12 protein-coding genes and 8 tRNA genes are annotated in these 14,899 nt (G+C 45.2%); 19 read left to right on the top strand and 1 reads right to left on the bottom strand.

Annotated features, from left to right (window positions below; translation table 11 throughout):
• The first annotated feature begins 7 nt into the window (after positions 1 to 7).
• The 19 genes from ACVFI8_RS17205 (at position 8) to luxS (ending at position 13,501) form a co-directional block, all read left to right on the top strand.
• The gene (locus tag ACVFI8_RS17205) at positions 8 to 1,222 is read left to right on the top strand and encodes an aspartate kinase (protein ID WP_248712357.1); all 1,215 of its coding nucleotides are present in this window, start codon (positions 8 to 10) and stop codon (positions 1,220 to 1,222) included.
• Between the two features lie 108 nt (positions 1,223 to 1,330).
• Positions 1,331 to 1,510, top strand: coding sequence for a carbon storage regulator CsrA (gene csrA / locus ACVFI8_RS17210; RefSeq protein ID WP_137671596.1), 180 nt, complete (start codon positions 1,331 to 1,333; stop codon positions 1,508 to 1,510).
• Positions 1,511 to 1,788: 278 nt separating this feature from the next.
• Positions 1,789 to 1,881, top strand: a tRNA-Ser gene (locus tag ACVFI8_RS17215).
• Between the two features lie 11 nt (positions 1,882 to 1,892).
• Positions 1,893 to 1,969, top strand: a tRNA-Arg gene (locus ACVFI8_RS17220).
• A gap of 46 nt (positions 1,970 to 2,015) precedes the next feature.
• A tRNA-Arg gene (locus tag ACVFI8_RS17225) sits at positions 2,016 to 2,092 on the top strand.
• 53 nt (positions 2,093 to 2,145) lie between these two features.
• Positions 2,146 to 2,222 (top strand) — tRNA-Arg (locus tag ACVFI8_RS17230).
• Positions 2,223 to 2,269: 47 nt separating this feature from the next.
• A tRNA-Arg gene (locus ACVFI8_RS17235) sits at positions 2,270 to 2,346 on the top strand.
• 46 nt (positions 2,347 to 2,392) lie between these two features.
• A tRNA-Ser gene (locus tag ACVFI8_RS17240) sits at positions 2,393 to 2,485 on the top strand.
• A gap of 11 nt (positions 2,486 to 2,496) precedes the next feature.
• Positions 2,497 to 2,573 (top strand) — tRNA-Arg (locus ACVFI8_RS17245).
• 54 nt (positions 2,574 to 2,627) lie between these two features.
• Positions 2,628 to 2,704 (top strand) — tRNA-Arg (locus ACVFI8_RS17250).
• A gap of 350 nt (positions 2,705 to 3,054) precedes the next feature.
• A complete protein-coding gene (locus tag ACVFI8_RS17255) occupies positions 3,055 to 3,297 on the top strand; it encodes an OadG family protein (RefSeq protein ID WP_457872055.1) in 243 nt (80 codons plus the stop codon).
• Positions 3,298 to 3,316: 19 nt separating this feature from the next.
• The gene (gene oadA, locus ACVFI8_RS17260; protein ID WP_248712355.1) at positions 3,317 to 5,092 is read left to right on the top strand and encodes a sodium-extruding oxaloacetate decarboxylase subunit alpha; all 1,776 of its coding nucleotides are present in this window, start codon (positions 3,317 to 3,319) and stop codon (positions 5,090 to 5,092) included.
• A gap of 12 nt (positions 5,093 to 5,104) precedes the next feature.
• On the top strand, positions 5,105 to 6,238 hold the full coding sequence (locus ACVFI8_RS17265) for a sodium ion-translocating decarboxylase subunit beta (RefSeq protein WP_248712354.1): 1,134 nt from the start codon (positions 5,105 to 5,107) through the stop codon (positions 6,236 to 6,238).
• 481 nt (positions 6,239 to 6,719) lie between these two features.
• Entirely contained in the window at positions 6,720 to 7,325 is a 606-nt protein-coding gene (locus tag ACVFI8_RS17270) for a beta-phosphoglucomutase family hydrolase (RefSeq protein WP_457872056.1), read from the top strand.
• A 9-nt stretch (positions 7,326 to 7,334) separates the two neighbouring features.
• Positions 7,335 to 7,766, top strand: coding sequence for a YqaA family protein (locus tag ACVFI8_RS17275; protein ID WP_457872058.1), 432 nt, complete (start codon positions 7,335 to 7,337; stop codon positions 7,764 to 7,766).
• A 34-nt stretch (positions 7,767 to 7,800) separates the two neighbouring features.
• A complete protein-coding gene (locus ACVFI8_RS17280) occupies positions 7,801 to 10,644 on the top strand; it encodes a M16 family metallopeptidase (RefSeq protein ID WP_457872060.1) in 2,844 nt (947 codons plus the stop codon).
• A gap of 86 nt (positions 10,645 to 10,730) precedes the next feature.
• Positions 10,731 to 12,308: a glutamate--cysteine ligase gene (gshA, locus tag ACVFI8_RS17285; RefSeq protein WP_248712350.1), complete on the top strand. Its 1,578-nt coding sequence runs from the start codon at positions 10,731 to 10,733 to the stop codon at positions 12,306 to 12,308.
• Between the two features lie 4 nt (positions 12,309 to 12,312).
• A complete protein-coding gene (locus ACVFI8_RS17290; RefSeq protein WP_248715642.1) occupies positions 12,313 to 12,939 on the top strand; it encodes a transglycosylase SLT domain-containing protein in 627 nt (208 codons plus the stop codon).
• Between the two features lie 52 nt (positions 12,940 to 12,991).
• Complete coding sequence (gene luxS / locus ACVFI8_RS17295) at positions 12,992 to 13,501, top strand: S-ribosylhomocysteine lyase (RefSeq protein ID WP_248712349.1); 510 nt, start codon at positions 12,992 to 12,994, stop codon at positions 13,499 to 13,501.
• Positions 13,502 to 13,589: 88 nt separating this feature from the next.
• On the opposite strand, the gene ACVFI8_RS17300 is transcribed toward luxS, so the two are convergent.
• Positions 13,590 to 14,873 (bottom strand): HlyC/CorC family transporter, encoded by a 1,284-nt coding sequence (locus ACVFI8_RS17300; RefSeq protein WP_248712348.1) that lies wholly within the window; start codon positions 14,871 to 14,873, stop codon positions 13,590 to 13,592.
• Positions 14,874 to 14,899: the final 26 nt, after the last annotated feature.

Genomic DNA, 14,899 nt, shown 5'->3' on the forward strand with positions numbered 1-14,899 from the left:
AAAGCAAGTGGCACTAATTGTTCAGAAATATGGCGGTACCTCGGTAGGGACGATTGAACGTATTCAAGCAGTCGCAGATCGTGTTATCCGCAGTAAAGAAGCAGGGGATGACGTTGTGGTCGTTCTCTCTGCAATGTCTGGTGAAACTAACCGTTTGTTAGGTTTAGCGCAAGAAATTGACGAGAACGCCAGTGAGCGCGAAAAAGATGTGTTGGTATCTACTGGCGAGCAGGTAACGATTGCCTTGCTAAGTATCGCGTTACAGAAGAAAAACTGTGATGCGGTGTCAATGACTGGTGACCAAATTCGTATGCATACCGATAATTCACATGGTAAGGCTCGCATCACCAGTATTGATGACCAAAACATCCAAGCGCATTTAAAGCAAAACAAAGTAGTGGTTATAGCGGGTTTTCAAGGTCGTAGCCCTGAAAACCATATCACTACCTTAGGGCGTGGTGGTTCTGATACCACAGCAGTGGCGATTGCAGCGGCGCTTAAAGCGGACGAATGCCAAATTTACACTGATGTAGATGGTGTTTATACGACTGATCCGCGGGTTGAACCTAAAGCCCGCCGCTTAGAAAGCATTACTTTTGAAGAAATGCTTGAAATGGCCAGCTTAGGGGCTAAGGTCTTACAGATCCGTGCCGTAGAGTTTGCGGGTAAGTACAATGTTCCACTACGTGTATTATCGAGTTTCACAGAAGGTAATGGCACTTTAATTAGTTATGAGGTTAATAAAATGGAGTCACCGGTTATTTCAGGCATCGCGTTCAATCGTGATGAGGCGAGTTTAACAATTTTGGGTGTGCCTGATAAACCGTCTGTCGCTGCATCTATTTTAGCCCCTATTGGTGACGCTAACATCGACGTGGATATGATCATCCAAAACTCGATGGGTGATAACACCGCAGACTTTACTTTTACCGTGCACCGTAACGACTATAAGAAAGCTAAAGAATTACTGGAAGCCACGTCTGAGCGTTTAGGTGCACGTGAAGTGCAAGGTAAAGATTCGTTAGCTAAAATATCAATTGTAGGCGTAGGGATGATGAATCACCCTGGTGTCGCAAAAACGATGTTTGAAACTTTGGGTGAAGAAGGCATTAATATGCAACTTATTTCTACTTCTGAAATCAAAGTATCGGTCGTGGTTGATGAAAAGTATTTAGAGCTTGCAGTGCGTGCTTTGCATAGTGCTTACAACCTAGAGCAATAATAATGACTCTGCGACCGAAACAAGCTAGTCTATACGCTGAATACTAAAAAAATAATAGCTTTCTAAAGTCGCTAGAGAACAAGAATACGAATTTAAAGGAGATAGTTAATGCTAATTTTGACTCGCCGTGTAGGCGAAACGTTGATGATTGGGGACGAAGTTACTGTTACAGTATTAGGCGTGAAAGGAAACCAAGTACGTATTGGTGTTAACGCACCTAAAGAAGTTTCTGTGCACCGTGAAGAAATTTACATGCGCATTCAAGCTGAGAAAAATGCTAGCGCCTAGTTTCATATCGCTATAGCAAGATTTTACAAAAGGAAGCCTCTTGCTTCCTTTTGTTGTTTATGAAGTCTGTAAGACTTTTGTTGCTCTGTTCTTGCAGCCTATGATCACTATTTTGCTGGTTTTTATTTATTCGGTGCTCATGCAGTGTATGCTGTATTTTCGTACTTATTATGACTAAAAATACAGTCATCTGTTCGAAAGCTGAACGAACAAATGAAAAGTGACAAAAAAGGTTTGACTATATTTTCGGAAGCAGTAATATCTGCATCCGAAATCGCGGTGAGGTGGCCGAGTGGCCGAAGGCGCTCCCCTGCTAAGGGAGTATAGGGTTTGTAGCCCTATCGAGGGTTCGAATCCCTCCCTCACCGCCATCGATTTCAACGCGCGTGTAGCTCAGCTGGATAGAGTACCTGGCTACGAACCAGGCGGTCGGAGGTTCGAATCCTTCCACGCGCGCCATATTAAAAAGGTGAAGCATCGCTTCACTGTTTACAAAGTGTTTTGTGCGCGTGTAGCTCAGCTGGATAGAGTACCTGGCTACGAACCAGGCGGTCGGAGGTTCGAATCCTTCCACGCGCGCCATTATTTAAAAAGCTCATAGTTAATGTGAGCTTTTTTTATTGAGTGTTACCTGTGCGCGTGTAGCTCAGCTGGATAGAGTACCTGGCTACGAACCAGGCGGTCGGAGGTTCGAATCCTTCCACGCGCGCCATATATTTAAGGGAATGATTCGTCATTCTTGTTACAACAAGTTTTTGCGCGCGTGTAGCTCAGCTGGATAGAGTACCTGGCTACGAACCAGGCGGTCGGAGGTTCGAATCCTTCCACGCGCGCCATTCTTCTTAAATTTGCAGCAATGCAGGTTTTCTGAAGCGAAGTCGAGGTGAGGTGGCCGAGTGGCCGAAGGCGCTCCCCTGCTAAGGGAGTATAGGGTTTGTAGCCCTATCGAGGGTTCGAATCCCTCCCTCACCGCCATCGATTTCAACGCGCGTGTAGCTCAGCTGGATAGAGTACCTGGCTACGAACCAGGCGGTCGGAGGTTCGAATCCTTCCACGCGCGCCATTTTTTATTTGAAGCTTTGCCTATTGTCATCTAGGCTTGTGTCATACCCAATACGCGCGTGTAGCTCAGCTGGATAGAGTACCTGGCTACGAACCAGGCGGTCGGAGGTTCGAATCCTTCCACGCGCGCCATTTTTCTGCTTCTCATTCAATGCCATCTAACGGCAATCCAATATTCACTCCTTATTCATCTTCAATTTCTAACTCTTGTGATCTCAATGGCTACTTTTGGCTTCGCTAAACTGCTAAATTACATATAGATGTTTGTTGACTGAGCTGTGTTAACGGTCTGTTAATTGATTGTTGCGCGCCGGATCTTTCGCTATATACAGGCTAATGTCCCGGCTTATTGCAGTTTTTGTCATTGATAATATAAAATTAACAACCCTATAGTTTTGAATATTTATTCAAAATTCCAGTTTGATTTTTATTGGTTAGCATGTAATTCTTACGCCAATCTTAAAGGACGTGGATTAAATATTATGACGGATATGACTGCGCTGTTAATAGAAGCGGCTTCATTGATGGGGATCGGGATGGTCTCTGTATTCGCTTTTCTATCATTGCTAATTGTTGCGGTAATGGGCTTAGCTAAACTTGCCCCACCAATCGCAGAATTACCTGAATCTAGTCAATCTTCAACTACTTCGACCCAACCAGCCAATAATGCGACTGTTTTAGCAGCTATCACAGCTGCTGTTCAACAGTACCGGAAGGCCCAATAACTAAAGAGGATTTAACGCAATGTCTAAACCACTTGCATTAACCGATGTTGTATTGCGCGATGCGCATCAATCATTGTTAGCAACCCGCCTTCGTATCGAAGATATGTTGCCTATTGCTGAGCAACTCGACCAAATTGGTTACTGGTCTTTAGAAACATGGGGTGGAGCAACTTTTGATGCATGTATTCGTTACTTGGGCGAAGATCCTTGGGAACGTTTACGTGAGCTTAAAAAAGCGATGCCAAACACTAAACAGCAAATGCTATTACGCGGTCAAAACTTATTAGGTTACCGCCATTATGCTGACGATGTGGTAGAGCGTTTTGTTGAGCGTGCAGTAAAAAATGGGATGGATGTATTCCGTATTTTTGATGCAATGAATGATCCTCGCAATTTCCAAACAGCGGTTAAAGCAGCGTTAGATTGCGGTGCTCATGCTCAAGGCACCATTTCTTATACGACTAGCCCGATACATACTACTGATAACTGGGTAGACCTTGCCAAGCGTTTAGAAGACCTTGGGTGTCACTCAATTGCTATCAAAGATATGTCTGGTCTATTAAAACCTTACGAAGCTGAAACCTTAATTAAGCGCCTTAAGGCTGAAACTGATGTAGAGATTGCTTTGCACTGTCATGCGACTACCGGCTTGAGTTTACCCACTCATATAAAAGCCATTGAAGCAGGCGTTGATATCATCGATACCGCCATTTCGTCAATGAGCTGTACTTATGGTCATAGCCCTACAGAAACCATCGTAGCGATGTTAGAAGGTACAGAGCGTGACACAGGCTTAGATCTAGGTAAGCTTGAGTCTATTGCCGCTTACTTCCGTGAAGTTCGTAAGAAGTACGTTAAGTTTGAAGGTAGTTTAAAGGGGATCGATTCGCGTATTCTTATCGCGCAGGTGCCTGGCGGCATGTTAACCAACATGGAAGGTCAACTGAAAGAACAAGGCGCGGCCGATAAGCTTGACGAAGTATTAGCTGAGATCCCTAAAGTACGTAAAGATTTAGGTTACATTCCGTTAGTAACGCCTACCTCGCAAATTGTTGGCAGCCAAGCGGTACTTAACGTTCTCACTGGTGAGCGCTATAAAACGATTACCAAAGAGACTGCCGGTATATTAAGCGGTCACTATGGTAAAGCACCGGGCGAGCTGAACGCTGAATTACAGGCTAAAGTGTTAAACGGTGAAGAAGCAATTACTTGTCGACCGGCAGACCTTCTAGAAGCTGAAATGGAGCGTTTAGAAGCTGAAATTAAGCAACATGCCAAAGATAAAGGCTTTAAGTTGGCTGATGCGGTCATTGACGATGCGCTAACGTATGCTCTGTTCCCGCAAATTGGTTTGAAGTTCTTAGACAATCGCGGTAACCCTGAAGCCTTTGAACCGGTACCAAGTGCCGATGATCTTAAACCTGCAGCTGCGGTTAAGCCGGGTGCAGTAGAAACCTACTCGGTACGAGTAGACGGTCAATTGTATACGGTAGATGTTGGGCCTGAAGGCTCAATTGACGGCGTAGCGCCAGCGGCTAATGCAGCACCTGCCGCAGCCCCAGCTAAATCAGCGGGTGGCAAAGGAGAGGCTGTACCGGCTCCTCTAGCGGGTAACATCTTCAAGGTACTGGCTAAGCCAGGCGCTAGCGTACAAGAAGGTGATGTATTGCTGATAATGGAAGCAATGAAAATGGAAACCGAAATTCGTTCCGCTAAAACCGGAGTTATTGATGAGGTTCTGGTTAAAGAAGGTGATGCGGTTGCGGTAGGTGAAGTCCTACTTAGCATCGCGTAAAGGAGCCGAAACGTGGAAGGATTAAAGAAGCTTTGGCTTGAAACAGGCATCGCTAATTTCGAGGTGGGTCAGTTGGTGATGATGGCCGTTGGCCTGTTATTACTCTATTTGGCAATTGTTAGAAAGTTTGAGCCGTTGTTATTGCTACCAATTGGCTTTGGTGCAGTTCTCGCAAACATACCCAATGCGGGCTTCAATGATGAAGGCGGTTTGCTTTACTACATTTACCATGTGGGTATCGAAACGGGGGTGTTCCCACTACTGATCTTCATGGGGGTTGGTGCACTAACTGACTTTGGTGCGCTTATTGCGAACCCCAGAATGTTGCTATTGGGAGCTGCTGCGCAGTTTGGTATTTTCGCCACACTATTTGGTGCGATTGCGCTTAATGTGATTCCTGGTTTTAATTTCACCTTAGCCGATGCTTCTGCTATCGCCATTATTGGTGGAGCGGATGGCCCTACAGCCATTTTCTTGGCGTCGAAATTAGCGCCAGACTTGCTCGGTGCAATTGCCGTAGCGGCATACTCATACATGGCGTTGGTGCCGATTATTCAGCCTCCAATTATGAAAGCTCTTACCAGCAAAGAAGAGCGCGAAATTCAGATGGAGCAACTTCGTCCAGTAAGCATGCGTGAGAAAATCATTTTCCCTATCGCTGTGCTTGGCCTCACCATCTTATTCTTACCCGCAGCTACCCCACTAGTTGGGATGTTTTGTTTAGGAAACTTGATGCGTGAAAGTGGGGTGGTTGACCGTTTGAGCAAAACTGCACAAAATGAGTTGATTAACATTGTCACCATTTTCCTCGGTTTGGCGGTGGGTTCTAAGTTGTCTGCTGACAAGTTCTTAACCGTAGAAACTTTGGGTATTCTTGGTTTGGGCGCGGTGGCTTTTGCGATTGGTACTGCCTCTGGCGTATTGATGGCGAAATTAATGAGTCGAATGAGTGGTGGTAAGATTAATCCATTGATTGGCGCTGCTGGTGTATCGGCGGTTCCTATGGCTGCTCGTGTGGTAAACAAAGTTGGACTTGAAGCTAACCCTCATAACTTCCTGCTAATGCACGCTATGGGGCCAAACGTGGCTGGTGTGCTTGGTAGTGCGGTTGCTGCCGGTGTGCTGCTTTCGTTAGTGGGTGGCTAATTGCCGCAATGACATCACTTAAAAAGCTTGCTTCGGCAAGCTTTTTTTTTTGCTTTAATGAGTAAGCCAAATCATTAAACTGAAAAAACCAATGAGTAAGCTACTCACGCCAATTATCCAATAATAGCCTTTTCTCCCTTGCTTAAAACTTAAACCAAAATGGAATAAAAATAGTGTCCAAAGCAAAGTGAGTAACAAAGGAATTAAGAAGAAACGAACCATAGTATTTCCACTGTCCACTTAAGTAATTGAGCTATTGGTAGTTTACCTGCTGAAGCAAATGTTGCGAAGCGCTTTAAGCGGCTTCTGCGTTAACCTTCAAAGAACAATCAAGCAACCCCCCAGTATTCGTGATCAGAGTTGAATGAGGTTTTAATATAAGTTTAGCTCAAACCAAATTTAGTAAACTATTGTTTATGGTTATTGGTATGATGCTGGCTGAATCGGCAGTTGTTTAGCCCTAGTAATCAAAGAGTACTCAATGAATATCCAACAATACCAAAACTACCAAGCCTTTATTTTTGATATGGACGGAACGCTCATCGACTCTATGAAGCAACACCAATCTGCTTGGGAGTTTGCTTTACAGTTATTCAATATTCCGTATACCGCCGAACAAATGTTAGCCATGAGTGGCATGCCAACGGGGCTATCGGTTGAAAAACTGCTGGCGGATGCCCATATCAGTAATGTTGATGTTGCTGCGGTGGTTGAAACTAAAGAACAGCATTACCACCAATTAGTGAATAATGAAGTGCTCGCCACGCCTTTGATTGAGGTGTTTGAGTACTACCTCGGTAAAAAGCCAATGGCGGTAGGTACTGGTGCGAGTCAGCAACAGGCCCAATTGCTGTTAGCTAAGCTGGGGATTGCCGACAAGTTTAAGGCGATTGTTGGGGCTGATTTAGTCGCAGAGCATAAACCGGCACCCGATACCTTTTTGAAGTGTGCCGAATTAATGCAGGTGCCGCCGCAAGCTTGCTTAGTATTCGAAGATGCTGACGCTGGAGTCGCTGCTGCGCAGGCGGCCGGCATGGACGTCATCGATGTAAGAGATTTGTGGCCAGCGAACTATTTTGTTGAGTAGGCCGTTCTATTGTTAGTCTTACTGTTTGTTAGTGCATTTGTGTCGGCCACGTTGTTGCCGGGCAGCTCCGAAGTATTATTACTCAGCTTAGCGACGCAAGTGCCAGAGCAATGGTTGAGTTTGTTGGTGGTGGCCAGTGTCGGAAACACCATTGGCGGTTTAGTCACTTTTGCGATGGGCTGGGGCGCATTTAATTACGGCAATCGACGGTTCACGTGGTTACCTAATATTAGTGAACAAACCAAAGCAAAGCCTTGGTTGAGTCAATACGGTGCTTGGAGCTTATTAATGAGTTGGGCCCCGGTGATTGGCGACGCATTGTGCTTTATTGCTGGCGCTGCCAAGCTTTCCGTTTGGCAATGTACGTTGGCGATGTTGATTGGAAAAACGATTCGTTACACTCTGCTATTGCTGATCGGCAGCTCGATAGCCAGTATTTAATTGCCATTATTTTAGATAGAGAGAGGTCAGTATAGTGCTTAGATGGTTAAGTGTGCTTAGCATTTTGAGCTTAGTGGGGTGTACCCAGGTAGATTCCAAGCAAGATACCCTGCTACCAAAAGGCATTGAGCTAATTGAGGCATCACAGGCCAATAATAGTGACATTCAAATTGCGTATAAAAAATACCGTTTAGCCAATGGCTTAACCGTATTGTTATATCAAGACGATAATGCGCCACTAGCGCATGTAGATGTGACTTATCATGTAGGTTCTAATCGTGAAGAACCCGGCAAATCTGGCTTTGCTCATTTCTTTGAACACATGATGTTTCAAGGCTCTAAACACGTCGGTGACCAAGAACATTTTCGCATTATTAACGAAGCCGGTGGAACCATGAATGGCTCTACCTCTAAAGATCGTACTAACTATTATCAAACCGTGCCGGCAAACCAACTGGAAAAAGTACTGTGGTTAGAAGCGGACCGGATGGGCTTTCTATTGGATGCCGTAAGCCAGAAGAAATTTGAAATTCAACGTGACACAGTAAAAAATGAACGCGCTCAGCGAGTTGATAATGCCCCTTACGGTTTGTTGTCGGAGCGGGTTGATGAAGCCTTGTATCCGCGTGATCACCCCTATTCATGGCAACCAATTGGTTACGTCGAAGACCTTAATCGGGTGGATGTTAATGACCTAAAAGCGTTTTTCTTGCGGTGGTATGGACCTAATAATGCAGTATTAAGCATTGGCGGTGATATCGATGAACAGCAAACGCTTGCCTGGATTAACCAATACTTTGGCAGTATTGCTAGCGGTCCTGACGTTCCTCCTATCGAGCCGCAACCAGCACAGCTAAACGAAACGCGTTATATCTCTCTAGAAGACAGAGTGCACATTCCGCTGCTTTACATTAGCTACCCAACCGTATACGCAGGCGCTGAAGACGAGGTCGCCTTGGATATGTTCTCCGAAATTTTGGGTGGGGGAAAAAGCTCTTTGCTATACCAATCTTTAGTAGAAAGCGGCAAGGCTTTATCGGCTGGTAGCTCTCACTATTGCCGAGAGATGGCCTGTACCTTGTCGATTTATGTAAGAGCCAACCCACAAGCAGGTTTAACCTTGGCGCAGCTGCAAAGTGAGGTTGACCAAGCGATTAATGATTTTGCGGCTAGAGGGGTAAACGCTGACGATTTACAACGGGTGCGTGCTTCACTCAAAGCGTCAACCATTTATAGCTTAGAAAGTGTCTCTGATGTGGTGACCCAACTGGCGTTTGGCGAAACGTTCTTTGGCCAACCTTTATATATCAGCCAAGTGCTAGAACAGTTCAAAAATGTAGACGATAAACATGTACAGCAGGCCTATCAACACTACATATTGAATAAACCTAGGGTAGTCATGAGTGTGGTGCCGAAAGGGCAAACTCAGCTTGTTGCTGGGCGAGACAATTATCAACCAGAACCGAGGGTGCTGCCAGAGTATCAACATCTTGATGACCAGCAGCTGGCGTTGCGTGAAGTGCATGATAAGTTTGATAGAAGTGTTGAGCCTGCGTCAGGCCCCGCTGTGACGGTTAAACTGCCCGAGTTATGGCAAACCACGCTAAGTAATGGCTTACAAATATTAGCGACCTCAGAGCAGCATACGCCGACCGTTACACTGCAGTTTAGAATGCCCGGTGGCAGCATATCAGAACCTGTAGGTAAAGAAGGTTTAGCTAAATTGACTGCCCAAATGCTGATGCAAAGCACCCAGCAATCCAAAGCCGCCGATTTAGCCGATCAGCTTGAAGAACTAGGGGCATCGGTGAGTTTTAGCGGTGGTTTGTATAGCCAGAACATTAACCTGAACTCGTTAACTGAAACTTTGCCTCAGGCTTTAGATATTTTACAACAACGCTTACTTACCCCAGCGTTTGATCAACAAGAATTTGCCCGCGAAAAAGCGCGTCATTTACAAAGTATTGAACAAAAGTTTAATCAACCCAGTTGGTTGGCCAGTATCGCTAGCCAACGTTTATTTTTTGGTGAAGGTAGCCGGTTAGCAACCTCGAGTGCTGGTAGCCGAGATAGTGTAGCGTCCATCACTCTTGACGATGTTAAACAGTTTTGGTTAGGTCATTATCAACCCAATGGTAGCCAACTGGTAGCGGTGAGCAATTTAGGCCAAACAGAGCTAGAGTTGGCACTTGAAGTGCTTCAGCAATGGCAAGGCCAGGCCAGCCAAATAGCTTCTTTGGCAACGAAACCATCCGCGACGAGTAATACTATTTACCTGTTAGATAAACCCGGTGCTGTGCAGTCGGTTATTCGTATAGGTCGCTCAGCGATGCCTTACGATGCAACCGGTGAATACTTTAAAGCGAATTTGATGAACTTTAACTTTGGTGGCAATTTTAATAGTCGCATCAATATCAATTTACGTGAAGATAAGGGTTACACCTACGGCGTAAGTAGTGGCTTTGGTGGTTTTAAAGACAGTGGAAGCTTTGTGATTTCTACCGACGTGCGTCAAGACGCTACCGCGCCAGCGATTAAAGAATTACTCTCAGAGTTAGCGGCATACTCAAAGAGCGGCCCAAGCGAACAAGAGCTGGCTTATATGCGCAGTGCGGTTTCGCAGCAAGAGGCACTAGCTTATGCCACCCCTTCGCAAAAGGCCTCATTTCTGATGCAAATGTTGGCCTTTGATTTAGGGCCTGAATTTGTCGCCACCCAGAACCACATTACTGCCAGTATTAGCCAAGCAGAGTTACAGCAACTCGCCGCTAAGTATTTTTCGCCTGAGCAAATGATTGTGGTTGTGGTGGGGGATAAACAGCAGCTGTTACCAGAATTAAAGAAAATAGGTATGCCAGTTCAAGAACTTGCATTGTAAAAGCACTTACGCCGATGGTGGCAAAAAGCCAGTGAACTCGCTATGCTTTGCCCCATTACGCGTTATAACAACATAGTGAGTTCAACTTGACTCAACAATTTACGACTCGGCTGACGCAATTAAGCGCAGCATTAGCAGATACCGGTGTGCTAGGCATAAAGCGCGGTATTGAACGTGAAGCATTACGTATTTGTGAGCAGGGGAAGTTAGCGCCTAATGGCCATCCTAAAGCTCTTGGGGCAGCCTTAACTCACCCCTTAATTACGACTGATTACGCCGAAACCTTACTCGAGTTTATTACGCCAGTTTCTGATAGCGTAGAACAGGTGTTATCAAGGCTTACGGATATTCACCATGAAACGCTGAAACAACTTGATGGTCAGCGCTTATGGCCCTTAAGTATGCCTTGTTATATCGGCAACGACCGAGATATTGTCTTGGCTGATTATGGTCAATCAAATATTGGTAAAATGAAACATGCCTACCGCCAAGGCTTACATCACCGCTATGGCAGTGCCATGCAGGTTATTTCTGGGGTTCATTATAATTTTTCATTACCTCTAGAGTTTTGGCAAACCCTGCAGCAGGTTGAAGGTGATACACAAGTTCTATCAGCGTATATCTCGCAGCGTTATATGGGGCTAATCCGTAACTTTTACCGTTTCGGTTGGATAGTGGCATATTTGTATGGTGCTTCACCGGCCTTATGTGGTTCGTTTATGAACGCTGGCGAAAGCGAATTAGCGTTTGAGAGTATGGGCCGTGGCACCTTATACCTCCCTTACGCTACCTCATTACGTTTAAGTGATTTGGGTTATACCAGTTCGGCGCAAAACGCGTTATACGTTAACTACAATAGCGTTAGTGAATATGTGAAAAGTGTTCGCAAAGCCGTTAGTAGTCACTCAGATGAGTTTGCTAAAATTGGCGTTAAAGTGGATGGTGAGTACCGCCAGTTAAATGCCAATATATTACAAATTGAAAATGAGCTTTACGCACCGATCCGCGCGAAACGCGTGGCCAAGCCTGGGCAAACTCCCTCACAAGCTTTAGCAGAAGATGGCATTGAGTACATTGAAATTCGTGCCTTGGATGTTAACCCGTATAGTGCTGTCGGTGTCACGGAGTCACAAGTGCGGGTTATTGATAGTTTGTTACTCGCCTGTGTATTAATGGATTCGCCAGAAATGGATCAAGCTGAGTTGCAGCAATGCCGAAATAACTTTAACTCGGTGGCGATTCAGGGGCGTAATCCTGAGTTAGCGCTTAGCATTGGGCAAAGTACCAAGCGGCTACCTGAACACATCGACACGCTGCTCGCTCAGATGGCGCAAGCTGCCGAATTACTCGATATTCAACGCGAGAGTCGTGATTTTTCTGATGCCTTAGACGAAGTATTCGCTGATGTTGTCAACGACAATACTTATTCTTCTCGCTTTTTGCGGTTATTAAAAGAGCAAGCCGAAGACAACAGTGGCTTAGGCTTGCAATGGGCTGCACAGTATCGCGATGAGATGCTTGGTCATTCGAGTATTAACTGGCAAGCTCATGACTTTAGCGCGATGGCTGAGCAAAGCTTTATTGATCAACAAGCAATAGAAGCCAGTGATGACCTCGATTTTGATCACTTTTTAGCGAAGTATTTTGAGAATGCCAATAAATAGGGAAATGATTGTTGTTAGGGTTGCCAGGGTAGTGTTGTTAGTTTCTGGTTTAGCTATTTTGGCTGGATGCAGTAGCGCACCGCCACAAGACCCTGAAAACTTGTGTAGTATTTTTGAAGAAAAGCGAGATTGGTATAAATCGGCCAAAAAAATGAACAAGAAATGGGGAACACCGGTGCATGTTCCCATGGCGATGATGTATCAAGAATCAAGCTTTAAACATAATGCTCGGCCACCTATGCAATATTGGTTAGGTTTTATTCCGGTAGGGCGAGCAAGCAGCGCTTATGGCTATAGCCAAGCTAAAACCATGACCTGGGATGATTATGTCAAAGAGACCGGTAACTCTTGGTCTTCACGCACCAATTTTGATGATGCTATCGATTTTATGGGTTGGTTTACCACCAAAACACACACCATAAACGGTGTTTCTAAATGGGACGCGCGTAATCAGTACCTCAACTACCACGAAGGGTGGGGCGGCTATAAGCGCGGTACGTATCGACAAAAACAATGGTTAGTGAAAGTTGCTGGTACCGTAGACCAACGTTCTAAACGTTATGCGGCACAGTATAATAAGTGTAAAGACGATCTAGATAGTAGCTGGCTTTGGCGGCTATTTTTTGGTTGAATACATCCAATTATGTAAGCCCAGTTCCGCTGGGAGATGAAGAGAGAAAATCATGCCTTTATTAGATAGTTTTACCGTTGATCACACGCGCATGCACGCACCTGCGGTTCGAGTAGCCAAAACCATGTCTACGCCGAGCAAAGATACCATTACTGTTTTTGATTTACGTTACTGCGTACCTAACGAAGAAATATTGTCAGAGAAAGGGATCCATACCCTAGAGCACTTATATGCTGGCTTTATGCGTCAGCATTTAAACTCTGCCGATGTAGAAATCATTGATATTTCACCAATGGGCTGTCGTACCGGCTTTTACATGAGCTTAATTGGTAGCCCTAACGAACAGCAAGTAGCAGAAGCATGGTTAGCGTCGATGCATGACGTATTGGCTGTCGCTAATCAAAGCGACATCCCTGAGCTGAATGAGTACCAATGTGGCACTTACTCTATGCACTCGCTGGATGAAGCCAAAAGTATTGCTAAGAACATCATTGATCGCGGTATCAGCGTAAACCAAAATGACCAACTGGGTTTGTCTGATGAGATCTTAGGTAAGCTGTAAACAGACTGCTTAAGGTAAAAAACCAGCAGTATGCTGGTTTTTTTATCGCTGCAATAAAGCACCTTGCGGTTCAGCGGTTTTTCACCCCTTATTGCTTTTCTTTAGGCTTGGTGTAAAACGCCGGCATCACTCGAGCGAGGCTCACTGTATTGTTCTCAGTTTCCACAATTTCGATGGGGTAGCCCGCGAGGCGAAGACAGAGATTGGCGTCTGGAATGTCTTCCAAATGCTCTACGATCAGCCCATTAAGCGTTTTAGGACCATCGGTGGGCAGCTTCCAGGTCATTTCCTTATTCAGGTCTCGAACGTTTACCGTGCCTTCAACTAAATAACTACCGTCAATTTGTGGGTGAATTTCATCGCTCAGTGCGGGCGCGATACTGGTGGTGAAATCACCAACGATTTCTTCCAGAATATCTTCTAGGGTGACTAAGCCTTGAATATCGCCATATTCGTCCACGATTAAACCAATGCGTTCTTTGCGGCGTTGAAACTTTAATAGTTGAACGTTAAGCGGAGTGCCTTCAGGAATGAAGTAAATTTCTTTAACTGCTCGTAGCATGGAGGTCTTATCAAACTGCTCACGCGAAAGCAGGCGTAAAGCGTCACGCGAATGAACAAAACCCACCGAATCGTCAATGGTATCGCGGAACAACAAAATTTTAGTGTGAGTGCTTTGGGTTAGTTGGCGTAGAATACTTTCCCAATCGTCGTTGATGTCGATAGCCGCAATTTCATTTCGCGGGATCATGATGTCGTCTACCGTCACTTTCTCAAGATCGAGAATACTTAACAACATATCTTGGTGGCGCTTGGGTATCATCGTGCCCGCTTCGTCTACAACCGTGCGTAACTCATCTGAGTTTAAGGCCTCTCCATCTTTGTTTTCAGGGTTTACGCCCAGCAGGCGAAGTAAGCCATTGGTAACCCCATTAGTGGCCCATATCACTGGAAACAATAGCTTCATCAACGGGCGTAACAACAATGATGCAGGAAACGCTATTTTTTCAGGATAGAGCGCGGCCATGGTTTTTGGTGTGACTTCGGCAAAAATAAGAATCACAAAAGTAAGGGCAAGAGTAGCAATAGCGACACCTACATCACCAAATAAACGTAATCCAATAATCGTTGCGATAGCCGAGGCAAAGATGTTCACTAGATTGTTACCGATAAGAATCAGGCCAATTAAGCGATCTGGGCGTTGCAGTAGTTTGTCGACTCGTTTGGCTGCATTGTGCTTCGTATTAACTAGATGTCGCAGACGGTAGCGATTAAGCGACATCATGCCAGTTTCAGAGCTAGAAAAAAATGCAGAGCAAATAATGAGGAACACGAGCAGTAATAATAAGCTACTCGTAGAGATGTCGTCCAAGCAGGAGAATCCTTGATTAGTATAAG

The sequence above is a fragment of the Agarivorans sp. MS3-6 genome (genome assembly GCF_054112545.1).

Bases quoted from the DNA above. Each gene is read 5' to 3' on its own strand.
- ACVFI8_RS17270 (WP_457872056.1), top strand. From the start codon at position 6,720: ATGAATATCCAACAATACCAAAACTACCAAGCCTTTATTTTTGATATG.
- ACVFI8_RS17290 (WP_248715642.1), top strand. From the start codon at position 12,313: ATGATTGTTGTTAGGGTTGCCAGGGTAGTGTTGTTAGTTTCTGGTTTA.
- csrA (WP_137671596.1), top strand. From the start codon at position 1,331: ATGCTAATTTTGACTCGCCGTGTAGGCGAAACGTTGATGATTGGGGAC.
- ACVFI8_RS17255 (WP_457872055.1), top strand. From the start codon at position 3,055: ATGACGGATATGACTGCGCTGTTAATAGAAGCGGCTTCATTGATGGGG.
- oadA (WP_248712355.1), top strand. From the start codon at position 3,317: ATGTCTAAACCACTTGCATTAACCGATGTTGTATTGCGCGATGCGCAT.
- luxS (WP_248712349.1), top strand. From the start codon at position 12,992: ATGCCTTTATTAGATAGTTTTACCGTTGATCACACGCGCATGCACGCA.